Below are 23,752 nucleotides of genomic sequence, written 5' to 3' on the forward strand. Positions count from 1 at the left end.
CGCGGTACCCGCCGTTTCGGTCTCACGCCGGACGTCCCGGCTCCCCGCCGCCGGAAGGCTGGACAGCGTATCCAGACGACCGGACCGGAGGGGAGCCGAGGCCATGGGGCCAGACATGACGGGCGCACGGGGGCGGCGGGCCGTGCCCTGGGCGGTGGCGGGACTGTGGGTGGCGGCGCTGATGCTGCTCCTGCCGCTCGCCGGCAAGTTCGCCGACGTGCAGCAGAACCGGGCGGTCGACTACCTGCCCGACGGCGCCGACTCGACGCAGGTGGCGCGCGTCCAGGACGAGCTGCCCGGCGGCGAGTCCACCGACCTGGTGGTGGTCTACCACCGCGACGGCGGGCTGACCCCCGCCGACCGGGAGACGGCCGCCGCGCAGATCGCCGAGGTGGAGCGGGAGTTCGAGCTGTCGGACGTGCCGCGGGGCGTTCCCTCCGCGGACGGCAGCACGCTGATGTACCCGGTCTCCAGCACGGGGCCGGGGCAGGACGAGGAGGCGCAGCTCGCCTTCGTCGGCGGGGTGCGGGAGAGCGTCGGGGGGACGGGCGGGCTGAGCGCCGAGGTCGGCGGGCCCGGGGCGGTCGGCGCCGACATGGACGAGGTGTTCGAGACCATCGACGGCACGCTGCTGACGGCCACGCTCGGCGTGGTCACCGTGCTGCTGGTGCTGATCTACCGCAGCCCCTTCCTGTGGCTGGTGCCGCTCGCCGTGGCGGGCGCCGCGACCGTCCTGGCGATGGCCGCCGCGTACGGCACGCACGAGCTGTTCGGCATCACGATCACCGGACAGAGCGGCGGCATCATGACCGTCCTCGTGCTCGGCGCCGGAACCGACTACGCGCTGCTGCTGGTCTCCCGCTACCGCGAGGAACTGCGCCGCCACGAGCGGCCGTACGACGCCATGCGGGCCGCCCTGCGCGGCTGCGGCCCCGCCGTGCTCGCCTCCTCCGGGACCGTCGCCGCCGGACTGCTGTGCCTGCTCGCCGCCGACCTCAACAGCAGCAGCGGCATGGGCCCCGTCGGCATGGTCGGGGTGCTCGCCGCGCTGGTCGCGATGACGACGCTGCTGCCCGCCGTCCTGGTGCTGCTCGGGCGGCGCGTGTTCTGGCCGCTGATCCCGGCCTACGGCAGTACGCCCAAGGCACGGCGGTCGCTGTTCGCCGCCATGGGCACGTCCGCCACCCGCCGGCCCGCGGCCGTGCTGACCGGCGGCGCGGTGCTCCTCGGCGCGCTCGCCCTGGGCACGCTCAACCTGGGCGGCGACCTCCGGCAGGAGGACGCCTTCACCGCCCGGCCCGACTCCGTCAGCGCGATGCGCACGCTGGCGGAGGAGTACCCGGAGCGCGGCGCCCAGCCGATCACCGTGATCGCGCCCGCCGGGGACGCCGACGAGGTCGTCGAGCGGGTCCGGGGGACGGAGGGGGTCGCCGAGGCCACCCCGGGACGGGCCGACGACACCTGGGCCGAGATCACCGTGTTCGCCACCGCGCCGCCGGAGTCGGCGGGGGAGACCCGCACCATCGAGGCCCTGCGCGACACGCTCGACGGCACCGGCGCCCATGTCGGCGGGCCCAGCGCGGAGCATCTCGACCTGGCACGGAGCGAGGCGCGGGACCGCGCGGTGATCGTGCCGCTGGTGCTGGCCGCCGTGTTCCTGATCCTGGTCGTCCTGCTGCGCAGCCTCGTCGCCCCGCTGCTGCTGCTCGGCGCGGTGGTCGCCGTCTGGGGCGCGGCGCTCGGCATCGGCGGGCTGGTCTTCGGACCGCTGCTCGGCTTCGCCGGCACCGATCCGGGGATCGGGCTGCTGTCCTTCGTGTTCCTGGTGGCCCTCGGCGTCGACTACGGCATCTTCCTCATGCACCGCATGCGGGAGGAGTCCCTGAACGGCGCCGAACCCGAGGCGGCCGCCCTCACCGCGCTGCGCACCACGGGCGGGGTGATCGCCTCCGCGGGCGTCGTGCTCGCCGCGACGTTCGCCGTGCTCACCACCCTCCCCCTGGTGGCGATGGTGGAACTCGGCTTCGTCATCGCCGTCGGCGTCCTCCTCGACACCTTCCTGGTCCGCACCTACCTGGTCACCACGGCGAGCGTGCTGCTGGGCCGCCGGATGTGGTGGCCGGGCGCGCTGTCCTCCACGCCCGAACCGGAACGCGGTGAGCGGCAGCCGGAGCCGGTGTGATCCGCCCGTACGACCGTGACAGGGCGCCCCTCCCTCCCGGAGGGGCGCCCTCCTCCCCGAGGATGGACCCCGTGCACCCGACGACAGCACAGGCAGCCGAGCCCGCCCGGACCGGGAACTCCCGTGACCGGGGCCCCGGAAACCCGCACCCCGGGCGTACCGACTCAGGGTCCACGGGCCCCCGGACGTCACACGCGGCGGACTCCCGTACCGGGAACGGCATCATCACCGCGCTCAGCCGTGACCCCCTGACCCGCCCGCACGCCGTCCGCAACGACGCGATCCTCGCCGCGTGCGCCGCCGCCCTGGGCGTCACGCTGGCGCTGCTGACCGGCGACGGCCGCCGGCCCGACGCGCTCGGCTGGGTCCTGCTGCTCGCCGCCCATGTGCCGCTGGCCTGGCGACGGAAGCGGCCGCTGCCGGTGCTGCTGGCGGCGCTGGCCCCGGTGGTGCCGTACCACGCCCTGGACAACCACCACGGAGCGCCCATAGCCGCGACCGTGGTGGCCCTCTACACGGTCGCCGCCACGGGCACCCCGCGCCGGACGCTGCTGATCGGCACCGTCGTCATCGGGACGACCCTCACCGTGAACGCGCTCACCAACCCCGACGGCCTCGTCGAACTGCTCCGCATCATCGGCTGGGTCGTCGCGGTGCTCCTCCTGGGCCTGGACGTCCGTGTCTACCGGCAGTACGTCGCCGCGATCGTCGAACGCGCGGAACGGGCGGAACGCACCCGCGAGGAGGAGGCGCGCCGCCGGGTCGCCGAGGAACGCCTGCGCATGGCGCGGGACCTGCACGACCTGCTCGCGCACAGCATCACCCTCATCGGGGTGCAGACGTCGGTCGCCGCGCACGTCCTGACCGCCGACCCCGGGCGCCTGGACCGGGTGGCCGTGGCGAAGGCCCTCGACGACATCGCCGGCACCTGCCGCACCGCGCGCGGTGAACTGCGCGCCACCCTGGAGGTGTTGCGCGACAACACCGGCCCCGAGGACGCCAGGGGCCCGCTCGCGGGGCTCGACGGGCTGCGCGACCTGGTGGAGGGCGCGCGGCTGGCCGGCGCCCGGGTGGAGCACGACGTGCGGGTCACGGAGCCGGTGCCGCCCGCGGTCGGCGCCGCCGCCTACCGGGTGGTGCAGGAGGCGCTGACCAACGCGGTGCGCCACGCCGGACCGGAGCCCGCCGTGCGCGTCGACCTGAGCGGCGGGGACGGGGTGCTGCGGCTGATCGTCACCGACGACGGCACGGGCCCCGTCCCGGGCGGCACCCCCGGCTTCGGGATTCTCGGCATGCGGGAGCGGGCCCGCAGCGTGGGCGGCACGCTGGAGGCCGGGCCACGGGCGGGCGGGGGCTTCCAGGTGACCGCGACCCTGCCGTTGACCACCACGACCAGGGAAGGAGCCACCGGATGACCGTCCGCGTCCTGCTCGCCGACGACCAGACCCTCGTGCGTGAGGCGTTCGCGATGCTCGTCGAGTCGGCACCCGACATGGAGGTCGTCGGCCAGGCCGCCACCGGACGGCAGGCGGTGGAGCTGGCCCGCCGCGAACGGGCCGACCTCGTCGTCATGGACATCCGGATGCCGGACCTCGACGGCATCGAGGCGACCCGCCTGATCGCCTCGGACGACGACCTCGCCGGAGTCAAGGTGCTCGTCCTCACCACCTACGACACGGACGAGAACATCGTGGACGCGCTGCGGGCCGGGGCCTCCGGCTTCCTGGTGAAGGACACCCGGCCCGCCGAACTCCTCGACGCCATCCGCACGGTGGCGGCGGGCGACGCGCTCCTGTCTCCCGGGCCCACGGCCCGCCTGATCGCACGGTTCCTGAGCAGCCCCGCGGCGCCTGTCACCGCGGGGCCCGACGGCCTGTCCGAGCGTGAGCGGGAGGTCCTGGCGCTGGTCGCGCGCGGCCTCAACAACACGGAGATCGCCGAGGCGCTGGGGCTCAGCCCGCTCACCGCCAAGACCCACGTGAGCCGGACGATGGGCAAGCTCGGCGCCCGCGACCGGGCCCAGCTCGTGATCGTGGCCTACGAGTCGGGTCTGGTCGCACCGGGCAGGGCGTGACCGGCCTGCCGGGTCACAGGGTGTGGTGCAGCCAGCGCTGGATGGTGCTGTTGATGCCGGCCGACAGGGCGCTCAGGTGCTCGATGGCCTCGCGGTCCTCGGGACGCGGCGGGATGCCGGCCGCCGTCAGGGCGGCGTGCAGGTCGAGGCGGCGGCGGTCGCGGGGGTCGATGCCGGCGCCGAGGCGGTCGGCCGGGCGCGGGGGAGGGAGCAGGTAGTCGCCTTCGCGCGGGAACGCGGTCGCGGTCATGTCGGTCTCCTCACCAGAGGTGTCGCTGCTGCAGGACAGGAGGCCGGCCGCGGGTGCCCCGGTTCCGCGCGGGGCGAAACGTCACGCCGACGGCGTCATCGACAGCTCATCGCCTTAGCTGCCGAACTCGCCTCAGCGGCAGTACACGTCCCGGGCGGGGCGCACGCCGGTGGCGAGGAAGCGGGAGACCGTGCGGTCGCCGCACGCGTTGCCGTTGGCGAGGTAGGCGTCGTGTCCGGAGGAGTTCACGGTGACCATGACCGCCCGCCCGCCGAACGCCTTCCGCAGCTTCAGCGCGCCGTGATCCATCGGCACGTCGAGGGTGGCGCACTCCTGCCGGGGGTCGAGGCCGGTTCCCGCGCAGACCGACCAGGTGAGGGCCCCGGGCGGGCTCTCACCCGTCGCGGAGGCGGTCACCGGTGCGGTGACGCCGAGGAGGGTGGCGGACACGCCGACGGCGGCGGTGCGGATGCGGCTGGTGCGTTCGCGCTGCGTCATGGCACGAGCCTCGCGGAGTGCCGGCGTTCGTCCCATCCGGCCAACAGCCGGGAAAGCAGGGGGGTTTACCCCAGACGCACGGCTGCCGTACCCCCTGTGCGGACGCGTGCCCGTGGAACACACACGTCTCAGGAGTATAGGTACGCACCGTCATCGCCGACATACGAAGAGTGAAAGAGGAAAGGGTGGGGAAGCACGGTGACGGCACGGCATGCGGCGCTCCGCGCCGACGGAACGGAAGGTGTGGTGACGGAATTGCGGGCGGCACTCGCGACAGCCGGAATGTCCCTGCGTCACGGGGGGTCCCCGCGGCACGGAGGCCGGGCCCGGTGAAGCCGCCCGTGGGTGCGCACGTCGTGGACACCAGGACCGAGCGGATCGGCATCGTCATGGGGCACGAGGGCCCCTACGTGCAGCTGAGACCGTACGGCGGCGGCCGGGAGTGGGACGCCGACCCCGGCGCCGTGCGGTGCGCGACCCCGGCCGAGCGCCTGCGTGCGACCACCGCCTACGTCAACGCCCGCAGCCGCGGGGAACTCACCTGACGGCGGTCCCGGGCGCCAGGTGACGGGGCGGTGCCCGCGTACGGGAGAATGGGGCCATGAGTCTGTTCCGCGACGACGGCATCGTGCTGCGCACCCAGAAGCTGGGTGAGGCGGACCGGATCATCACCCTGCTCACCCGCGGTCACGGGCGCGTGCGCGCCGTGGCGAGAGGCGTGCGCCGGACGAAGTCCAAGTTCGGTGCGCGCCTGGAGCCGTTCTCCCACGTCGACGTGCAGTTCTTCTCCCGGGGCAGCGAACTCGTCGGCCGCGGCCTGCCGCTGTGCACGCAGAGCGAGACGATCGCGCCCTTCGGCGGCGGCATCGTCACCGACTACGCGCGCTACACCGCCGGGACGGCCATGCTGGAGACCGCCGAGCGGTTCACCGACCACGAGGGCGAGCCGGCCGTGCAGCAGTACCTGCTGCTGGTGGGCGGACTGCGTACCCTCGCCCGCGGCGAGCACGCGCCGCACCTGGTGCTTGACGCGTTCCTGCTGCGCTCCCTCGCGGTCAACGGGTACGCGCCCAGCTTCACCGACTGCGCGAAGTGCGGGATGCCCGGACCGAACCGTTTCTTCTCGGTCGCGTCGGGCGGAACCATATGCGCCGACTGCCGCGTCCCCGGCAGCGTCGTACCCTCGCCGCAGGCCCTGGAACTCCTCGGAGCGCTGCTCACGGGAGACTGGGAGACCGCGGACGCGAGCGAATCACGCCACGTCCGGGAGGCGAGCGGGCTGGTGTCCGCCTACCTCCACTGGCATCTGGAGCGCGGACTGCGCTCGCTCCGGTACGTCGAGAAGCAGTAAAGACCCGATCACGTTGGCACGAGGAGACGAGAGACACATGGCCGTACGCGGATTCCTGGGGCGGCAGCGCCGGGAGTACAGCACCCCGGAACCGCACCCCTCCGGTGCGCGGCCCCCGAAGCTTCCCGGGGAACTGATCCCCAAGCACGTGGCGATCGTCATGGACGGCAACGGACGCTGGGCGAAGGAGCGGGGGCTGCCGCGCACCGAGGGCCACAAGGTCGGCGCGGAGCGGGTGCTCGACGTGCTCCAGGGCGGGATCGAGATGGGGGTGGGCGCCATCTCGCTGTACGCCTTCTCCACCGAGAACTGGAAGCGGTCGCCGGACGAGGTGCGCTTCCTGATGAACTTCAACCGGGACTTCATCCGCAAGACCCGGGACCAGCTGGACGACCTGGGCATCCGGGTCCGCTGGGTGGGCCGCATGCCCAGGCTGTGGAAGTCCGTGGCCAAGGAGCTGCAGGTCGCGCAGGAGCAGACCAAGGACAACGACCGGCTCACGCTGTACTTCTGCATGAACTACGGCGGGCGGGCGGAGATCGCCGACGCCGCGCAGGCGCTCGCCGAGGACGTGCGGGCCGGGCGGCTCGACCCGTCGAAGGTCGACGAGAAGACGCTGCAGCGGTACATGTACTACCCGGACATGCCGGACGTGGACCTGTTCCTGCGGCCGAGCGGTGAGCAGCGTACGTCCAACTACCTGCTGTGGCAGAGCGCCTACGCCGAGATGGTCTTCCAGGACGTGCTGTGGCCCGACTTCGACCGCCGCGACCTGTGGCGGGCGTGCCTGGAGTTCGCCTCCCGCGACCGCCGCTTCGGCGGCGCCATCCCGAACGAGGAACTGCTGGCCATGGAGGGCCGCCAGGAGTAACCGGCCTCAGTCAAGGCCTCTCCCCGGCCCTTCGGTGACGAGCCGTGATCGTCACACCGTCCCGCGTGTGGCGGGAGGCGGCCGGGGAGCGCCGTCCCGGGCGTCCGGCCCCCGCCGTCCGCCGTCAGGAGACGTCCGCGCAGTCCGCGCAGGTACCGAAGATCTCGACCGTGTGGGCCACGTTGACGTAGCCGTGTTCGGCGGCGATGGCCTCCGCCCACTTCTCCACCGCCGGGCCCTCGACCTCGACGGCCTTGCCGCAGCTGCGGCAGACCAGGTGGTGATGGTGGTCACCGGTGGAGCAGCGGCGGTAGACGGACTCGCCGTCGGCGGTGCGCAGGACGTCGACCTCGCCCGCGTCGGCGAGGGACTGCAGCGTGCGGTAGACCGTGGTGAGCCCGACCGAGTCGCCCTTGTGCTTGAGCATGTCGTGCAGCTCCTGGGCGCTGCGGAACTCGTCGACCTCCTGAAGGCAAGCCGCCACGGCGGCACGCTGCCGGGTGGAGCGGCCCTTCACGGGCGGTCCTGCGGTCGTCACCGGTCTGCCTCCTCACGTCTGGCCCTTGCCCGGGCCATTGTGCCAGCCCTGGTCGGGGCGAGTCAGGCGCCGACCTTGCCGTCGGCCGGACGGCTGGCCGGAATCGTGCACTCCGCGGGATCGCCCACGGGCCCCGCTGCGGCCAGGGCCCGGGCGCGGCGGCGGGCGAGGGGCGCGGCCAGCGCGGTCAGCGCGATGAAGGCGGCGATGGTCAGCAGCACGATCGTCGCGCCGGGCGGCACGTCCTGGTAGTACGAGGTGACGGTCCCGCCGATGGTCACGCTCACGCCGATCGCGACGGCGCCGGCGAACGTGGCGGCGAAGCTGCGGGTGAGCTGCTGGGCCGCCGCGACCGGCACCACCATGAGCGCGCTCACCAGCAGCAGGCCGACCACCCGCATCGCCACGGACACCGTGACCGCGGCCGTGACCGCCGTGAGCAGGTTGAGGAACCGCACCGGCAGGCCCGTCACCCGCGCGAACTCCTCGTCCTGGCTGACCGCGAAGAGCTGCCGCCGCAGCCCCACGGTGACCAGCACCACCAGCGCGGCCAGCACGCAGATCGCGGTCACGTCGGACGAGGAGACCGTGGTCAGGGAGCCGAAGAGGTACGAGGACAGGTTCGAGGTGGAGCCGCCGGGGGCGAGGCTGGTGAACATCACGCCGCCGGCCATGCCGCCGTAGAAGAGCATCGCGAGGGCGATGTCGCCGCGGGTCTTGGCGTACCAGCGGACCAGTTCCATGAGGACGGCGCCGAGGACGGAGATCAGGGCCGCCATCCACACCGGGGACCAGGACAGCAGGAAGCCGAGGCCCACGCCGGTCATCGCGACGTGGCCGATGCCGTCGCCCATGAGCGCCTGGCGGCGCTGGACGAGGTAGACGCCGATGGCGGGGGCGGTCACGCCGACCAGGACGGCGGCGAGCAGCGCCCGCTGCATGAAGGCGTAGTCGAGGAATTCCATCAGCTCAGCAGTCCCGTGCGGATCGGTCCGGCGTCCGCCGGTGCGTGCGGGTGTACGTGGTCGTGGCCGGGCAGGGCGTGCTGGCCGACCGCCTTCGGGGGCGGGCCGTCATGCAGCACGCAGCCGTCGCGGAGCACGACCGCGCGGTCGATCAGGGGCTCCAGCGGGCCCAGTTCGTGGAGCACGAGGAGGACCGTGGTGCCCCGCTCCACCTGCGTCCGCAGCGTGTCGGCGAGGACCTCCTGGCTCGCCAGGTCCACGCCCGCCATCGGCTCGTCCATGATCAGCAGATCCGGCTCGGCGGACAGCGCGCGGGCGATCAGGACCCGCTGGTGCTGGCCGCCGGAGAGGGCGTCGACGGAGTCGTCGGCGCGGTCCGCCATGCCGACCAGCTCCAGGGCCCGCCGGACGGCCGCACGGTCCGCCTTGCGGAACAGGCCGAAGCGGGAACGGGCGAGCCGGCCCGCGGAGACGATCTCGGTGACCGTGGCGGGCACCCCGCCGGCTGCCGTGGTGCGCTGCGGGACGTAGCCCACCCGCGCCCAGTCGCGGAACCGGCGCTGCGGGGTGCCGAACAGCTCGATCTCCCCGGTGGTGACGGGCACCTGGCCGATCACGGAGCGGACGGCGGTGGACTTGCCGGAGCCGTTGGCACCGAGCAGGGCGACGACCTCGCCGCGCCGCACGGTGAGGTCGATACCGCGCAGGACGGGACGCGAACCCAGTTCGGCGCGCACCCCCCGCAGGGTGATCACGGGCTCGGATGTCATGCCGTCCTCCGGTACGTCGTCGTCGTTCACCGGGCGCCCAGGGCGGTGCGCAGGGCCGTGAGGTTGGCTTCCATCACCTGGAGGTAGTCCTCGCCGCGGGAGTGGTCCGTGATGCCCTCGACGGGGTCGAGGACGTCGGTCTTCAGGCCCACGTCGGCGGCGAGCGTCTTCGCGGTCCGGTCGCTGACCAGTGTCTCGTAGAAGACGGTGGTGACCCCGTCGGCCTTCGCGATCTCCTGGAGCTCCTTCATGCGCGCCCCGCTGGGCTCGGACTCCGGGTCCAGGCCGCTGATGGCCTCCTCGGTCAGGCCGTAGCGCTCGGCGAGGTAGCCGAAGGCGGCGTGGGTGGTGAGGAAGACGTCCGTCCTGCGGTTCGCGAGGCCGGTGCGGAACTTATCGTCGAGCGCCTTCAGATCCTTGACCAGGGTCGCTGTGTTCTTCCGGTAGTCGGCGGCGTGGTCCGGGTCGGCCTTCTGGAAGGCCTTGCCGACCCCCTCGGCGACCTCGGCGTACTTGACCGGGTCGAGCCAGATGTGGGGGTCGGTGCCGCCCTCGTGGTCGTGGTCGTGGCCGTGCTCGTCCTCGTGTGCGTGCTCGTCGCCGTGTTCGTCCTCGTGGCCGCCGGCCTCGGTGCCGTGCGTCTCCAGCGTGGTCAGTTCGGCCGCGTCGATCTTCGTGGAAACCTCGGCCAGGCCGACGGCCTTGTCGACGGCGGGCTGGAGGCCCTTGAGGTAGAGAGCCGCGTCGGACTTCTCGAGCTGACCCATCTGGTGGGCGCTGATCTCCAGGTCGTGCGGTTCCTGTCCGGGCTCGGTGAGACTGGTGACGTGGACGTGCTCGCCGCCGATCCGCTCGGCGAGGAAGGCCATCGGGTAGAACGACGCGACGACGTCGAACGTGTCCGTGGTGCCCGCGGCGGCGCTGTCGGAGGAGCAGGCGGTCAGGGTGGAGAGCCCGAGGGCGGTGACAGCGGCGAGTGCGACCGCGGATATGGGACGTCGTCGTACGTTCATGACAGTCATTTTCAACTGAGATGGAAACCGTTGTCAACAAGCCCTCCTCGTGGTCCCGCATGGAGGGGCCGATTTGGTCGAGGGGCCGTCCCCGCCGGTAACCTGAAGGCTTCGCTGGAAGCAATCTCGCTTCGTCGCCCGTCGTCGTAATGAAGAGAGCACCGTGGCCGCCGACAAGATCGACACCATCGTCAGCCTGAGCAAGCGCCGTGGCTTCGTATTTCCCAGTAGTGAGATCTATGGCGGCACGAAGGCCGCCTGGGACTACGGACCGCTGGGTGTCGAGCTCAAGGAGAACCTGAAGCGTCAGTGGTGGCGCTACATGGTCACCTCGCGCGAGGACGTGGTCGGTATCGACTCGTCCGTGATCCTGGCCCCGGACGTGTGGGTCGCCTCCGGTCACGTCGCCACCTTCACGGACCCGCTGACCGAATGCACCTCCTGTCACAAGCGGTTCCGCGCGGACCACCTGGAGGAGGCGTACGAGGAGAAGAAGGGCCACGCCCCGGAGAACGGCCTCGCCGACCTCAACTGCCCCAACTGCGGCAACAAGGGCACCTTCACCGAGCCCAAGCAGTTCTCGGGCCTGCTCTCCACCCACCTCGGCCCGACGCAGGACTCCGGCTCCATCGCCTACCTGCGCCCCGAGACCGCCCAGGGCATCTTCACCAACTTCGCCCAGGTGCAGACCACTTCGCGCCGCAAGCCGCCGTTCGGCATCGCCCAGATGGGCAAGTCCTTCCGCAACGAGATCACGCCCGGCAACTTCATCTTCCGCACCCGCGAGTTCGAGCAGATGGAGATGGAGTTCTTCGTCAAGCCGGGCGAGGACGAGCAGTGGCAGGAGTACTGGATGGAGCAGCGCTGGAACTGGTACACCGGTCTCGGCCTGCGCGAGGAGAACATGCGGTGGTACGAGCACCCGAAGGAGAAGCTCAGCCACTACTCCAAGCGCACCGCCGACATCGAGTACCGCTTCCAGTTCGGCGGCAGTGAGTGGGGCGAGCTGGAGGGTGTCGCCAACCGCACCGACTACGACCTCTCCGCCCACGCCAAGGCCTCCGGCCAGGACCTCTCCTACTTCGACCAGGAGGCCGGCGAGCGCTGGACGCCGTTCGTCATCGAGCCGGCGGCCGGTGTCGGCCGGGCGATGCTGGCGTTCCTCCTCGACGCCTACGTCGAGGACGAGGCGCCCAACGCCAAGGGCAAGATGGAGAAGCGCACGGTGCTGCGGCTCGACCACCGCCTCGCGCCGGTGAAGGTCGCGGTGCTGCCGCTCTCCCGCAACCCGGAGCTGTCCCCGAAGGCCAAGGGCCTCGCCCAGGCCCTGCGGCAGAACTGGAACATCGAGTTCGACGACGCCGGCGCCATCGGCCGCCGCTACCGCCGCCAGGACGAGATCGGCACGCCGTTCTGCGTGACGGTCGACTTCGACACCCTCGACGACAACGCGGTGACCGTGCGCGAGCGCGACACCATGAAGCAGGAGCGGGTCTCCCTCGACCAGATCGAGGGCTACCTGGCCGCGCGCCTCGTCGGCGCCTGATCCTCCGCCTCACCCGCCTCACCGGCACGACGCCGGGCCCCGGAACACCGGGGCCCGGCGTTTCGCGTTCCCGGGGTACCGCGGGTCCCGGTGTCCGGGGCGCGGGTCCCGGACACCGGGGATGTGACAACCGACAGATGACAACTGACGAATGACAGATATTGATTTCTGTCATTCGTCATGCCATAGTGGGGGCATGACGACGCACACCCGACCTCTCGGAACCACCGGCCCCCGCGTCTCCGCCCTCGGCCTCGGCTGCATGGGCATGTCCGCGCTGTACGGCGAAGCGGACCGGAGCGAGGCGATCGCCACGATCCACGCGGCCCTGGACGCCGGCGTCACCCTGCTCGACACGGGCGACTTCTACGGCATGGGGCACAACGAGCTGCTGATCGGCGAGGCACTGCGCACCGCTCCGGCCGGTCTGCGTGAACAGGCGCTGACCAGCGTCAAGTTCGGCTCGATGCGCGACCCGGACGGCGGCTGGGGCCCGATCGACGGCCGCCCGGCCGCGGTGCGGAACTTCGCCGCGTACTCCCTGCAGCGCCTGGGCGTCGACCACATCGACGTCTACCGCATCTCCCGCGCCGACCCCGACGTGCCGATCGAGGAGACCGTCGGCGCCATCGCGGAACTCGTCCAGCAGGGCCACGTACGGCACATCGGCCTCAGCGAGGTCGGCGCCGACACCGTCCGCCGGGCCGCCGCCACCGCGCCGATCACGGACCTCCAGATCGAGTACTCGCTGATCTCCCGGGCCGTGGAGGACCAGATCCTGCCCACCACCCGTGAGCTGGGCATCTCCGTCACGGCGTACGGGGTGCTCTCGCGCGGACTGATCTCCGGCCACTTCACCGCCGACCGGCAGCTCTCCCCGGGCGACTTCCGGGCCCACTCGCCCCGCTTCCAGGGCGACAACCTCCGGCACAACCTGACCCTCGTCGACGCGCTGCGCGAGATCGCCTCCCGCAAGGGCGTCACCGTCGCGCAGATCGCCATCGCCTGGGTGCTGTCGCGCGGCGAGGACATCGTGCCGCTGGTCGGCTCCCGCACCCGGGAGCGGCTCACGGAGGCGCTGGGCGCGCTGGACGTCACGCTGGACGCGGACGACCTCGCGGCGATCGAGCGGGCGGTGCCGCCCGGCGCGGCGGCGGGCGCCCGCTACCCGGAGCAGCAGATGGCACACCTCGGCACCAAGGAGTGACATCCGTGCCGGGTACGGTCTAGACATGGCAGCGACCGAGACCCTGACCGCCGAGCGCATCCTGGAGGCGACCGAGGAGGTGCTGCGGCGGCACGGCCCGGCGAAGGCCACCGTGGTGGACGTGGCCCGCGCCCTCGGGGTCAGCCACGGCAGCGTCTACCGGCACTTCCGCACCAAGGCGGCGCTGCGCGAGGCGGTCACCAAACGCTGGCTGGACCGTACGTCCGAGGCGCTGGGCGGGATAGCCGACGACGCGTCCCGTGACCCGGAGTCCCGGCTGCGGGACTGGCTCGCCGCCCTCTTCGCCGCCAAGCGGCGCAAGGCGGGTGACGACCCGGAGCTGTTCGCCACCTACAGCGTGCTGGCCGGCGAGCAGGTCCAGGCGGTGGGCGAGCACATCACCGAGCTGACCGGGCAGCTGACCCGGATCGTCGCCGACGGGGTGGCCGCCGGCGTCTTCCACGGCGTCGACCCCGCCACCGGCGCCCGTGCCGTGTTCCAGGCGACCGGCCGCTTCCACGACCCGGGTTACGTGGCGGAGTGGAGCACCCCGGAGGCGGACACCGACTTCGAGGCGGCCGTCAGCCTGCTGGTGCGAGGGCTGCGGGCCTGAGCGTGCGGGTCAGGCGGCGGTGGGGTCCACCGTGGCCTGGTGCGCCTGCTCCAGGTGCTCCTGCGCCTTGAGCCACGGCAGGAACTGGGCGCCTCTGCGCCAGCCGCACGTGTCGCATCTGATCGTCCGCTGCACCCCGGTGCGCTGGACGCGCACGGTGTGCTCACGGCCGTGCAGATCCCAGCGGCTTACCTTGCTCGAATCGATCTGGGGCATGGTGCCTCCGGCAGTCGGCAGATCGGTGTCGCCGAGTGTGCAGCAAAACCAACATCAACAGGCGGGGCTCCGCAGAAGTCGCGCAAGGGGTGTCGCGCACGGGGCCCTGCGGGGGCGAGTGCGCGCAGACGCAAGCGCCCCGTCAGGGGCGCCGCGAACTGCGCGACCAGCCACGTCCCACCCGCACCTGGCACGGCAGCGGGGCGGGGCGGGGCGCTACGGGAACGGTGCCGCGTCGCTGGGGTGCCGCTGCGCCCACCCGTGCCGCCCCAAGCGGCACGACTGCCCGCAGCGGCGGAGGCGCCCCGTGAGGGGCGCGGCGAACTGCGCGACCAGCCACGACGGCGGCCCGGGGGCACCCTCAGGCGTCCACCCCCGCGCGGCGAAGCCGCGGTTCCTCCCCCTTCAGGCGGCACGCCACCCGTTCCGCCGTCGCTCGGGCCCACGGGCCCGTCGTGACGACGCCCAGCGTCAGAACCACCGCCCCGCACGCTGCCAGAATCCACCAGCCCGGGTGCGACGCCGTCACGAACGTGTCGGCGTACGAGGACGCCCCCACCCCCGCCGCCAGCACCGCGCCCAGCACCGCCACGCCCAGGGTCTGGCCCAGCTGGCGGCTGGTGGAGGCGACCGCGGAGGCCACCCCGGCCTGGGCGGTGGGCATGCCGGAGACCGCGGTGTTGGTGATCGGGGCGTTGACGAAGCCGAAGCCGACGCCGAACAGGACGTACCCGGCGAAGAGCGTGACGTTCGACGTCTCAGCCTCGAAGAGGGCGAACAGCAGCCCGCTCACCGTCATCGCCCCGCCCGCGATCAGCAGGGGCAGCCGTGGGCCCCGGCTGCCGACGAGCCGCCCGGACAGCGGGGCGCAGATGAACGTCGGGACGGCCATCGGCAGCATCCACAGCCCCGCCTCCAGCGCGCTCAGCCCTCGGACGTTCTGCAGGTAGAGCGTGGACAGGAACAGGAAGCCGCCGAGTGCCGCGAAGGCGCTCACCGCGATCACCGTGGCCCCGCTGAACGGAGCGGAGCGGAAGAAGCGCAGGTCGATCAGCGGCTCGGGGCGGCGTGGCTCGTAGCGCAGGAGGGTGAGGAGGGCGATCACCGCGAGCGCCGCGAAGGGCGCGGTGGACTGCCAGGAGCCGTGTGGCGCCTCGATGATCGCGTACGTGAGGGAGCCGAACAGGGCGATGACCAGCACCTGCCCGGCCGGGTCGGGACGGCGGGCCCGCGGGGCGCGGGACTCCGGGACGAAACGCCAGGTCAGGAGCGCGGCGGCGAGCCCCACCGGCAGGTTGACCCAGAAGATGGAGCGCCAGCCGACCGAGTCCACCAGCACTCCGCCGACCAGCGGACCCGCCGCCATCGAGAGACCGACGACGGCGCCCCAGACGCCGATCGCGCGGGCGCGCTCGCGCGGATCGGTGAAGGTGTTGGTGATGATCGACATGGCGACCGGGTTGAGCATCGAACCGCCCACCGCCTGCACCATGCGGAACACCACCAGCCAGTTCAGGTCCGGGGCGAGCGAGCACAGCAGCGAGCCCAGGGTGAAGACCACCAGGCCGGCCATGAAGACCCGCTTCCGGCCGATCCGGTCGGCCGTCGAGCCGGCCAGCATCAGCAGCGAGGCCAGGACGAGCGTGTACGCGTCGATGGTCCACTGCAGTCCCGAGGTACTCGCGCCCAGCTCCCGCTGGAGGGAGGGCAGGGCGACGTTGAGAACCGTGTTGTCCAGGCTCACGATCAGCAGACTCATGCAGCAGATCGCGAGCACCAGCATGCGATGGCCGTGGCTGAGCTCGGGCATGCGGGTCATCGTACGCGCATGTCGATAGTGCGGCTAACTAATGACCGTTACACAAGCATTGTGCGGAGCGTCCTGCGGCATGCGGGACAATGGGGGAATGCCCACAGCCTCGCCGACCGTGAACACGACCCTGTCCATCGGCCCGCACGCGGTGCAACCGCCCGTCGTGCTCGCCCCCATGGCCGGGATCACCAACGCGCCTTTCCGCACCCTGTGCCGGGAGTTCAGCGGCGGCAAGGGCCTGTACGTCAGCGAAATGATCACCACCCGGGCGCTGGTCGAGCGCAACGAGAAGACCATGCAGCTGATCCGGTTCGACGCGAGCGAGCAGCCACGCTCCATCCAGCTGTACGGCGTCGACCCGGTGACCGTCGGCAAGGCCGTCCGCATGATCGCGGAGGAGGACCTCGCCGACCACATCGACCTCAACTTCGGCTGCCCCGTGCCGAAGGTGACCCGCAAGGGCGGTGGCTCCGCCCTGCCCTTCAAGCGGCACCTGCTCCGTGCCATCCTGCGCGAGGCCGTCTCCGGCGCCGGCGAGCTGCCGGTGACGATGAAGATGCGCAAGGGCATCGACGACGACCACCTGACCTACCTGGACGCCGGCCGGATCGCTGTCGAGGAGGGAGTCACCGCCGTCGCGCTGCACGGCCGCACCGCCGCCCAGCACTACGGCGGCACCGCCGACTGGGAGGCGATCGCCCGGCTGAAGGAGCACGTCCCGGAGATCCCGGTGCTCGGCAACGGCGACATCTGGTCCGCCGACGACGCCCTGCGGATGGTGCGCGAGACCGGCTGTGACGGCGTGGTCGTGGGCCGCGGCTGTCTCGGCCGGCCGTGGCTGTTCGCCGACCTGGTCGCCGCCTTCGAGGGCCGCTCCGACGCCTACGTCCGGCCCACCCTGCGCGAGGTGGCCGACGTCATGGTCCGGCACGCCACCCTGCTCGGCGAGTGGATCGGCGACGAGTCGCGCGGCGTGATCGACTTCCGCAAGCACGTCGCCTGGTACCTGAAGGGCTTCGCGGTCGGCTCGGAGATGCGCAAGCGGCTCGCGGTCACCTCCTCGCTCCAGGAGCTGCGGGACGGCCTCGACGAGCTGGACCTCGACCAGTCCTGGCCGGCCGGTGCCGACGGCCCCCGCGGCCGTACGTCCGGCAACAACCGCGTGGTGCTGCCGGACGGCTGGCTGAAGGACCCCTACGACTGCGCGGGCGTCGGCGAGGACGCGGAACTGGACACCTCCGGCGGCTGACCCGGGCCGACCCGGGTCGGCCGGCCGGCCCTCCCGGAGGCCGCCGGCCGGGGTCAGTCCCCGGTGGGCCGGGGCACCGACCCGTAGGCCGTCAGGAAGCGGTCGCGGAAGGCGTCCATCTTCCACACCGGCGCGTCGTCGGCGGGCCGCAGTCCCGGCGTCCAGTTCCAGCCGTCGATCTTCCGCAGCACCTCCGGGTCCTTGGCGACGACCGTCACCGGCACGTCCCGGTTCTTCGTGTGCCCGGTGACCCGGGCGATGGGCTGGTGGTCTCCGAGGAAGACCAGCACCGTGTCGTCGGTGCCGTAGCGCTCCAGCCATTCGGTGAGGGCGGTCACCGAGTACGAGACGGACCTGCCGTACTCCTTGCGGGACTCCGCGGAGTCGGCCATCACCTCGGAGGCGTCACGGCCCGCCTCCTCGATCGTGTCGAAGACCGAGCCGTTGCCCAGGTCCTCCCAGCCGACCATCTCCGGGACCGGCGCCCAGGGCTGGTGGCTGGAGGTGAGGATGACCTCCGACATCAGCGGCCGGTTCCGCTTCTTCCCGTGCTCCAGACGCTCGAACGCCTCCAGGGCGTACTGGTCGGGCATGGTGGACCAGCTGAACTTCGGCCCTTCGTAGCCCATCTCGAAGGCGTCGTAGACCTTGTCGAGGCCGTACCACTCCGCCTCCGGCCAGGTCTTCTGCACGCCGGGCATGATGCCGACGGTGTCCCAGGCGCCGGACTTCTGGAACGCCTTGGTCAGGGTGAGGTGGTCGCTGTTGGTGGCGGTGCGGTAGCGCTGCTGGTTGTCGATCCACAGCCCCGACAGGGTGGTGGAGTGCCCGAGCCAGCTGCTCCCCCCGTACGTCGACGAGGTCAGCCACCCGCTGCGCGCCTGGTACCCGGCCCGGGCGAGCGCGGCGGTGCGGGCGTCGAGGGTGCTGGTGACCCCGGGGGCGATCAGCGGGTCGTCGACGGCCACGCGGCCGTAGCTCTCGATGAACGCGATCACCACGTCCTTGCCGCGCAGGTCCGGCAGGAGCAGCCGGGGCGGGGTGGCGCCGAAGGCGTCGGTCCGCGCCTCCTTCGCGAAGGCCGCCTCGTCGCGCAGGGTGTCCACCACCCGGTGGGTCTGTCCGCGCAGGGTGTCGGCGGCGCGGTCCGAGGCGACCGGCAGGCCCGAGATCTGCAGGCCCAGCGAGGCGCAGGTGATCCACACGGTGCCCGCCACCATGGCGCCCGTGCTGGCGCGGGCGCGGTGCCGGGCCAGTACGTTGCCGAGCCGCACCGCGGCCAGCGCCATGAGGACCACGACGAGCACGGCGAGCAGGACCGCGCCGACGGCCGCGGCGGTGGCGACGAAGCCGCCCATGGAGTCCCGCACGTAGGACAGGGCGTCGTCCAGCAGGCCCCAGTCGAGGACCAGGTTGAAGCCGCGGCCCAGGTACTCGCTGAAGCCGATGTCCAGCAGGTTGAGCACGGTGAGCAGGCCGAGGCCCGTGCCGTACAGCGCGGCGACGGCGACGCGGGGCCGGCGCGGCAGGACGAGCAGCAGCACCGCCCCCACGATCGCCTCGGCGGGGATCCGGGTGAAGCGGTCGGGGCGCAGGCCCGGCATGGTGTTCGGCATCAGCAGGGCGGCGCACACCAGCAGGGCGGCGAGCACGTGCACCGTGCGGCGCAGGGCCCGGTCGGCGGCGGGGTGGGCGTCGCGTGCGTGGCGCCAGCGCGCGAGGACACGTGTGGTCCCGAGGCGTGTGGGAACACGGAGGGCGCGCAGGCGCGCGAGGGCGCGAGTGAAGACAGGCAACCCGGAGGTTCCTTCCGTACCGAGGCCGGTGAAGAGGGTGGCGGATCCGGCGTGGGGGCCCGGATCCGCCGCTGTTCCGTACGGGCGGGCGGGCCGTTGTGTTCACCCAGGCGGCCGTTCTGTTGGTCCGCATGGTGAAACCCGGCGCCGTGTGGCAGCGTGATTCTCGCCACCCCTGATAGGGGTTCCGCTCAGATGAGCGGATCATGGGAGGCTGCACTTCTCAAAGATTGGCACTCAGTGCCACCCGGTGATCGTTCATCGAGCGAAATCAAACGTGGGCAAAGATGCTCACATGAGCGGCTCACGCCGTTCCGGGAGGCACTCCGCGTTCAAGAAGTGAAAACACTCGGCCCTGACCGCTTGCCAAGCCTTGACTTTCGATCCGCTGGCACTCGGCCGGTCACAGGCGCACGACGCACAAGTGGACGTACCCAGAGGCCTTTGATCTGGGTACATTCCTCGCCGTCAGGGCAGCCACCGCGTCCTCGAGGAGTCGAGACCCGTGTCGGAAAACAAAGATCCCCACGTAGCTCAGTCGGGCACGAGCGTTGAGAGCGTGAAGTTCGTCTACGACTTCACCGAGGGCAACAAGGACCTCAAGGACCTGCTGGGCGGCAAGGGGGCCAACCTCGCCGAGATGACCAACCTCGGTCTCCCCGTGCCACCCGGCTTCACCATCACCACCGAAGCCTGCAAGGTCTACCTCGACAGCGGCGCGGAGCCCGCGGCACTGCGTGACGAGGTGAGCGCCCACCTCGACGCGCTCGAGCAGAACATGGGCAAGAAGCTCGGCCAGGCCGACAACCCCCTCCTCGTGTCGGTCCGCTCGGGGGCCAAGTTCTCCATGCCCGGCATGATGGACACCGTCCTCAACATCGGTCTGTCGGACAAGTCCGTGCAGGGCCTGGCCAAGCAGGCCGGCGACGACCGCTTCGCGTGGGACTCCTACCGGCGCCTCATCCAGATGTTCGGCAAGACCGTCCTCGGCGTGGACGGCGAGCTGTTCGAGGACGCGCTCGAGGCGGCCAAGGCGGCCAAGAAGGTCACGGTCGACACCGAGCTGGAGGCCGCCGACCTCAAGAAGCTCGTCACCAAGTTCAAGAAGATCGTCAAGACCGAGTGCGGCCGGGACTTCCCGCAGGACCCGCGCGAGCAGATGGACCTCGCCATCAAGGCGGTCTTCGACTCCTGGAACGGTGAGCGGGCCAAGCTCTACCGCCGCCAGGAGCGCATCCCGCACGACCTGGGCACCGCCGTCAACGTCTGCTCGATGGTCTTCGGCAACCTCGGCCCCGACTCCGGCACCGGCGTCGCCTTCACCCGCGACCCCGCCTCCGGCCACCAGGGCGTCTACGGTGACTACCTGCAGAACGCGCAGGGCGAGGACGTCGTCGCGGGCATCCGCAACACGGTCCCGCTCGCGGAGCTGGAGCAGATCGACAAGAAGTCGTACGACCAGCTGATGCAGATCATGGAGACGCTGGAGAACCATTACAAGGATCTCTGCGACATCGAGTTCACCATCGAGCGCGGCCAGCTGTGGATGCTGCAGACCCGCGTCGGCAAGCGCACCGCGGGCGCCGCCTTCCGCATCGCCACGCAGCTGGTGGACCAGGGCCTGATCGACGAGGCCGAGGCCCTGTGCCGGGTCAACGGCGCCCAGCTCGCCCAGCTGATGTTCCCCCGCTTCGACGACGAGGCGAAGGTCGAGCAGGTCGGGCGGGGCATCGCCGCCTCCCCGGGCGCAGCGGTCGGCAAGGCGGTCTTCGACTCCTACACCGCCGTCAAGTGGTCCCGGTCCGGCGAGAAGGTCATCCTGATCCGCCGTGAGACCAACCCCGACGACCTGGACGGCATGATCGCCGCCGAGGGCATCCTCACCTCGCGCGGCGGCAAGACCTCCCACGCGGCCGTCGTCGCCCGCGGCATGGGCAAGACCTGTGTCTGCGGCGCCGAGGAGCTGGAGGTCGACACCAAGCGCCGCCGGATGACCGTGCCCGGCGGGCAGGTCGTCGAGGAGGGCGACGTCATCTCCATCGACGGCTCCTCCGGCAGGGTCTACCTGGGCGAGGTCCCGGTCGTCCCGTCCCCGGTCGTGGAGTACTTCGAGGGCCGGATGCACCCTGGCGCCGACGACGCCGACGAGCTGGTCGAGGCCGTGCACCGGATGATGGCGTTCGCCGACCGCAAGCGCCGGCTGCGGGTGCGCGCCAACGCCGACAACGCCGAGGACGCCCTGCGCGCCCGCCGGTTCGGTGCCCAGGGCATCGGCCTGTGCCGCACCGAGCACATGTTCCTCGGCGACCGGCGTGAGCTGGTGGAGCGGCTGATCCTGGCCGACACCCAGGCCGAGCGCGAGGAGTCCCTCAAGGGCCTGCTGCCGTTGCAGAAGCAGGACTTCGTCGAGCTGTTCGAGGCGATGGACGGTCTGCCCGTCACCATCCGCCTGCTCGACCCGCCGCTGCACGAGTTCCTGCCCGACATCACCGAGCTGTCGGTCCGCGTGGCCCTCGCCGAGTCCCGGCAGGAGCCGCACGAGAACGAGCTGCGGCTGCTCCAGGCCGTGCACCGGCTGCACGAGCAGAACCCGATGCTGGGTCTGCGCGGTGTCCGTCTCGGACTGGTCATCCCGGGCCTGTTCACCATGCAGGTGCGGGCGATCGCCGAGGCCGCGGCCGAGCGCCGCAACGCCAAGGGCGACCCGCGTGCGGAGATCATGATCCCGCTGGTCGGCACCGTCCAGGAGCTGGAGATCGTCCGCGAGGAGGCCGACAAGGTCATCGCGGAGGTCGAGGAGGCCACCGGCACCCGGCTCAAGCTCGCCATCGGCACGATGATCGAGCTGCCGCGCGCCGCGCTGACCGCCGGCCAGATCGCGGAGGCGGCCGAGTTCTTCTCCTTCGGCACCAACGACCTCACCCAGACGGTGTGGGGCTTCTCCCGGGACGACGTGGAGGCCAGCTTCTTCACGGCCTATCTGGAGAAGGGCATCTTCGGGGTGTCGCCGTTCGAGACGATCGACAAGGACGGCGTGGGCTCACTGGTGCAGTCCGCGGCCAAGGCCGGCCGTGAGACCCGCCCGGACCTGAAGCTCGGCGTCTGCGGCGAGCACGGCGGCGACCCGGAGTCGGTCCACTTCTTCCACGAGGTGGGACTGGACTACGTCTCCTGCTCCCCGTTCCGCATCCCGGTGGCCCGGCTGGAGGCCGGCCGCGCCGCCGTGACCTCGGAGGGCAGCGACCACCGCTGAGCCCTCCGGGGCGTCCGGCCCCGGGGCCGTCGTCTGTCACCCGACCACCCTCACCGATCGGCGACGGTTCCGGATCACGAAGGAGGGGCGGCACCCGTGCGGGGGTGCCGCCCCTTCCGTCGTGCGCACACGCGGTACGCGCCCGGTGGGGCGGTCAGGTGCGGTTGCGGCGCATGCGGGAGGCGAGGAGCACGATGCCTCCGAGGAGGACCACGGCGGCGACGCCGGTGGTCACGTAGGTCGTGAGGCCGCTGTCCTCGTCGGCGAGGTCGTCGCTCCGGGCAGCGGTGGTGGTCTCGGCCACGGGTGTGGTGTCCTCGCCGACCTCGGTGTGGTCGCGCGGGATGAAGCCGGCGGGGGGTTCGTCGCAGGCGATGCCGTCCCCGTCGGGGTCGAGTTCGGGGCCGTAGTGGTCGTCCCCGCTGGAAAGCCTGGAGTAGCCGTTGTCGTACGCCTGCGCGCAGCTCTTGAACGGGTGGTCCCCGTCGTGGGCCGAGGCGGTGACGGGAACGGCGGCCAGGGTGAGGGCGGCGAGGGCCGTGAGGATGCTTCGTGTCAGGTGCATGCTAAATGCCCCCCAGTCCGATTGCGGGTGCCGGTAAGTGGGCTGTGGCGTGATGAAGTTACTGGCCGTTCAGTAGTGATGCAGAGGGTTACGAGTGACCTGTGATGTGAACGTGATGTGACGGCTTCGTGGCGGACCGCCACGAACGGAGGCGATCCTTCCTCCGTTTCGCGCCGAAAGCCCAGGTCGAGAGGGGTGTGGGTTCGATTTCGGCCACCCGGAACCGGACGGCGAGGGTCGCCGGTAGTGTCCTGAGCCGGACGAGTGCCGCCACGGCGGGGGAGCGGAAGGCGCAGCGGTGTCACCGGTGATACGGGGAAGCAGAACCGGAAATCAGGACGGCACGGGCGGGCGCGCCGTCGACCCCTGGCGGTCGGTGCGGCGCACGCTGTGGGTGGCGCTGTACGGCTGGGTCGCCGCGCTCGTCACCGCCTGCGTGTCCTACCTGGCGCTGCGGTGGGTGGCGGCCCCCATCGTCGTGGGGGGCGTGCTCTGCCTGGCCTTCGGCGGGCTGCTGATCTGGCTGCACCGCGCGGGCTGGATCGCCCTGCTCTCCCTGGCGCCCGGCCTGATGGTCCTCGTCGGGGCCGTCCAGTACGCGCCCGAAATGGCGCTGGAGCTGCGCGGGGTGCGCGAGAGCGTGGTGATCGTCGCCGACAGCGCGGACGGGACGGGCGGCGACAGTCACCGGCTCACGCTGCGCACCGAGGACGGCCGGGAACTGTCCGAGCGGATGACCTACAAGGGCGACCGGGCTCCCCGGCCGGGGCAGCGGTTCGAAGTGATCCGTGACCCGGACGGCGTGGTGCCCATGGAGTGGGCGGGCCAGGTGGACGCCGCCGGCCGTCTCCACGGAGCGTTCGCCGGTCTGGTGACCTGGACGCTGATGGCGGCCCTGGCCGGGTGGCGCGGTCATGTGCGGCGCCGCCAGGGCAAGGAGAGCTCCCTGCTGCTGTCGCTGTGATCCCCCGGGGGCCGGGCA

The 23,752-nt window shown here is 71.7% G+C and carries 21 protein-coding genes and 1 pseudogene; 12 read left to right on the forward strand and 10 right to left on the reverse strand.

What is annotated here, in order from left to right:
- Nucleotides 1-103: 103 nt before the first annotated feature.
- The 3 genes from ACIF8S_RS05865 (at nucleotide 104) to ACIF8S_RS05875 (ending at nucleotide 4,256) form a co-directional block, all read left to right on the forward strand.
- A complete protein-coding gene (locus tag ACIF8S_RS05865) occupies nucleotides 104-2,182 on the forward strand; it encodes an MMPL family transporter (RefSeq protein ID WP_399997538.1) in 2,079 nt (692 codons plus the stop codon).
- Between the two features lie 62 nt (nucleotides 2,183-2,244).
- Complete coding sequence (locus tag ACIF8S_RS05870; protein ID WP_399997540.1) at nucleotides 2,245-3,597, forward strand: sensor histidine kinase; 1,353 nt, start codon at nucleotides 2,245-2,247, stop codon at nucleotides 3,595-3,597.
- Nucleotides 3,594-4,256 carry a response regulator transcription factor gene (locus tag ACIF8S_RS05875; protein ID WP_349793019.1) on the forward strand — a complete coding sequence of 221 codons (663 nt, stop codon included), beginning with the start codon at nucleotides 3,594-3,596 and terminating at the stop codon, nucleotides 4,254-4,256. The genes ACIF8S_RS05870 and ACIF8S_RS05875 overlap by 4 nt, the downstream gene beginning before the upstream one ends.
- Nucleotides 4,257-4,269: 13 nt before the next feature.
- On the opposite strand, the gene ACIF8S_RS05880 is transcribed toward ACIF8S_RS05875, so the two are convergent.
- Together ACIF8S_RS05880 and ACIF8S_RS05885 are read right to left on the reverse strand one after the other, a co-directional pair.
- Nucleotides 4,270-4,506 carry a hypothetical protein gene (locus tag ACIF8S_RS05880; protein ID WP_399997541.1) on the reverse strand — a complete coding sequence of 79 codons (237 nt, stop codon included), beginning with the start codon at nucleotides 4,504-4,506 and terminating at the stop codon, nucleotides 4,270-4,272.
- 132 nt (nucleotides 4,507-4,638) lie between these two features.
- A pseudogene (locus ACIF8S_RS05885) lies at nucleotides 4,639-4,806 on the reverse strand (alpha/beta hydrolase); the annotation flags it as partial.
- A 527-nt stretch (nucleotides 4,807-5,333) separates the two neighbouring features.
- Here ACIF8S_RS05885 and ACIF8S_RS05890 point away from each other — a divergent pair.
- Genes ACIF8S_RS05890 through ACIF8S_RS05900 form a run of 3 tightly spaced genes read left to right on the forward strand, consistent with a single transcriptional unit; the run spans nucleotide 5,334 to nucleotide 7,226 of the window.
- On the forward strand, nucleotides 5,334-5,549 hold the full coding sequence (locus ACIF8S_RS05890; protein WP_349793023.1) for a hypothetical protein: 216 nt from the start codon (nucleotides 5,334-5,336) through the stop codon (nucleotides 5,547-5,549).
- 56 nt (nucleotides 5,550-5,605) lie between these two features.
- Entirely contained in the window at nucleotides 5,606-6,355 is a 750-nt protein-coding gene (gene recO, locus ACIF8S_RS05895) for a DNA repair protein RecO (RefSeq protein ID WP_399997542.1), read from the forward strand.
- A gap of 37 nt (nucleotides 6,356-6,392) precedes the next feature.
- Nucleotides 6,393-7,226, forward strand: coding sequence for an isoprenyl transferase (locus tag ACIF8S_RS05900; RefSeq protein WP_215212014.1), 834 nt, complete (start codon nucleotides 6,393-6,395; stop codon nucleotides 7,224-7,226).
- Between the two features lie 124 nt (nucleotides 7,227-7,350).
- On the opposite strand, the gene ACIF8S_RS05905 is transcribed toward ACIF8S_RS05900, so the two are convergent.
- The 4 genes from ACIF8S_RS05905 to ACIF8S_RS05920 all read right to left on the reverse strand — a co-directional run bounded on the left by ACIF8S_RS05905 (nucleotide 7,351) and on the right by ACIF8S_RS05920 (nucleotide 10,512).
- Entirely contained in the window at nucleotides 7,351-7,764 is a 414-nt protein-coding gene (locus ACIF8S_RS05905; protein ID WP_024882920.1) for a Fur family transcriptional regulator, read from the reverse strand.
- Between the two features lie 62 nt (nucleotides 7,765-7,826).
- Complete coding sequence (locus ACIF8S_RS05910; RefSeq protein WP_399997544.1) at nucleotides 7,827-8,729, reverse strand: metal ABC transporter permease; 903 nt, start codon at nucleotides 8,727-8,729, stop codon at nucleotides 7,827-7,829.
- Nucleotides 8,729-9,499, reverse strand: a complete 771-nt coding sequence (locus tag ACIF8S_RS05915) for a metal ABC transporter ATP-binding protein (RefSeq protein ID WP_399997546.1) — start codon at nucleotides 9,497-9,499, stop codon at nucleotides 8,729-8,731. The genes ACIF8S_RS05910 and ACIF8S_RS05915 overlap by 1 nt, the downstream gene beginning before the upstream one ends.
- Before the next feature lie 26 nt (nucleotides 9,500-9,525).
- Nucleotides 9,526-10,512 (reverse strand): metal ABC transporter substrate-binding protein, encoded by a 987-nt coding sequence (locus ACIF8S_RS05920; protein ID WP_399997547.1) that lies wholly within the window; start codon nucleotides 10,510-10,512, stop codon nucleotides 9,526-9,528.
- A gap of 163 nt (nucleotides 10,513-10,675) precedes the next feature.
- On the opposite strand from ACIF8S_RS05920, the gene ACIF8S_RS05925 reads away from it, so the two are divergent.
- The 3 genes from ACIF8S_RS05925 to ACIF8S_RS05935 all read left to right on the forward strand — a co-directional run bounded on the left by ACIF8S_RS05925 (nucleotide 10,676) and on the right by ACIF8S_RS05935 (nucleotide 13,878).
- Nucleotides 10,676-12,058 (forward strand): glycine--tRNA ligase, encoded by a 1,383-nt coding sequence (locus ACIF8S_RS05925; RefSeq protein WP_145825617.1) that lies wholly within the window; start codon nucleotides 10,676-10,678, stop codon nucleotides 12,056-12,058.
- A 196-nt stretch (nucleotides 12,059-12,254) separates the two neighbouring features.
- Complete coding sequence (locus ACIF8S_RS05930; RefSeq protein WP_399997548.1) at nucleotides 12,255-13,265, forward strand: aldo/keto reductase; 1,011 nt, start codon at nucleotides 12,255-12,257, stop codon at nucleotides 13,263-13,265.
- 25 nt (nucleotides 13,266-13,290) lie between these two features.
- Nucleotides 13,291-13,878, forward strand: coding sequence for a TetR family transcriptional regulator (locus ACIF8S_RS05935; RefSeq protein WP_349793038.1), 588 nt, complete (start codon nucleotides 13,291-13,293; stop codon nucleotides 13,876-13,878).
- 9 nt (nucleotides 13,879-13,887) lie between these two features.
- Here the strand turns inward: ACIF8S_RS05935 and ACIF8S_RS05940 are convergent, their stop codons facing one another.
- Both ACIF8S_RS05940 and ACIF8S_RS05945 read right to left on the reverse strand, forming a co-directional pair.
- The gene (locus ACIF8S_RS05940; RefSeq protein WP_349793040.1) at nucleotides 13,888-14,094 is read right to left on the reverse strand and encodes a hypothetical protein; all 207 of its coding nucleotides are present in this window, start codon (nucleotides 14,092-14,094) and stop codon (nucleotides 13,888-13,890) included.
- A 361-nt stretch (nucleotides 14,095-14,455) separates the two neighbouring features.
- Nucleotides 14,456-15,904: an MFS transporter gene (locus tag ACIF8S_RS05945; RefSeq protein ID WP_399997549.1), complete on the reverse strand. Its 1,449-nt coding sequence runs from the start codon at nucleotides 15,902-15,904 to the stop codon at nucleotides 14,456-14,458.
- A 97-nt stretch (nucleotides 15,905-16,001) separates the two neighbouring features.
- On the opposite strand from ACIF8S_RS05945, the gene dusB reads away from it, so the two are divergent.
- Nucleotides 16,002-17,156 carry a tRNA dihydrouridine synthase DusB gene (dusB, locus tag ACIF8S_RS05950; RefSeq protein WP_399997550.1) on the forward strand — a complete coding sequence of 385 codons (1,155 nt, stop codon included), beginning with the start codon at nucleotides 16,002-16,004 and terminating at the stop codon, nucleotides 17,154-17,156.
- Between the two features lie 53 nt (nucleotides 17,157-17,209).
- Here the strand turns inward: dusB and ACIF8S_RS05955 are convergent, their stop codons facing one another.
- A complete protein-coding gene (locus ACIF8S_RS05955; protein WP_399997551.1) occupies nucleotides 17,210-18,952 on the reverse strand; it encodes a CDP-alcohol phosphatidyltransferase in 1,743 nt (580 codons plus the stop codon).
- Between the two features lie 505 nt (nucleotides 18,953-19,457).
- Between ACIF8S_RS05955 and ppdK the strand changes: the two genes are divergently transcribed.
- Nucleotides 19,458-22,205: a pyruvate, phosphate dikinase gene (gene ppdK, locus ACIF8S_RS05960; RefSeq protein ID WP_399997552.1), complete on the forward strand. Its 2,748-nt coding sequence runs from the start codon at nucleotides 19,458-19,460 to the stop codon at nucleotides 22,203-22,205.
- A gap of 154 nt (nucleotides 22,206-22,359) precedes the next feature.
- On the opposite strand, the gene ACIF8S_RS05965 is transcribed toward ppdK, so the two are convergent.
- Nucleotides 22,360-22,770 (reverse strand): excalibur calcium-binding domain-containing protein, encoded by a 411-nt coding sequence (locus tag ACIF8S_RS05965; RefSeq protein ID WP_399997554.1) that lies wholly within the window; start codon nucleotides 22,768-22,770, stop codon nucleotides 22,360-22,362.
- Between the two features lie 376 nt (nucleotides 22,771-23,146).
- Between ACIF8S_RS05965 and ACIF8S_RS05970 the strand changes: the two genes are divergently transcribed.
- A complete protein-coding gene (locus ACIF8S_RS05970) occupies nucleotides 23,147-23,734 on the forward strand; it encodes a hypothetical protein (protein ID WP_399997555.1) in 588 nt (195 codons plus the stop codon).
- Nucleotides 23,735-23,752 lie beyond the last annotated feature (18 nt).

It is taken from the genome of Streptomyces sp. NPDC085937, from assembly GCF_044540535.1.
Classification (GTDB): Bacteria; Actinomycetota; Actinomycetes; order Streptomycetales; family Streptomycetaceae; genus Streptomyces.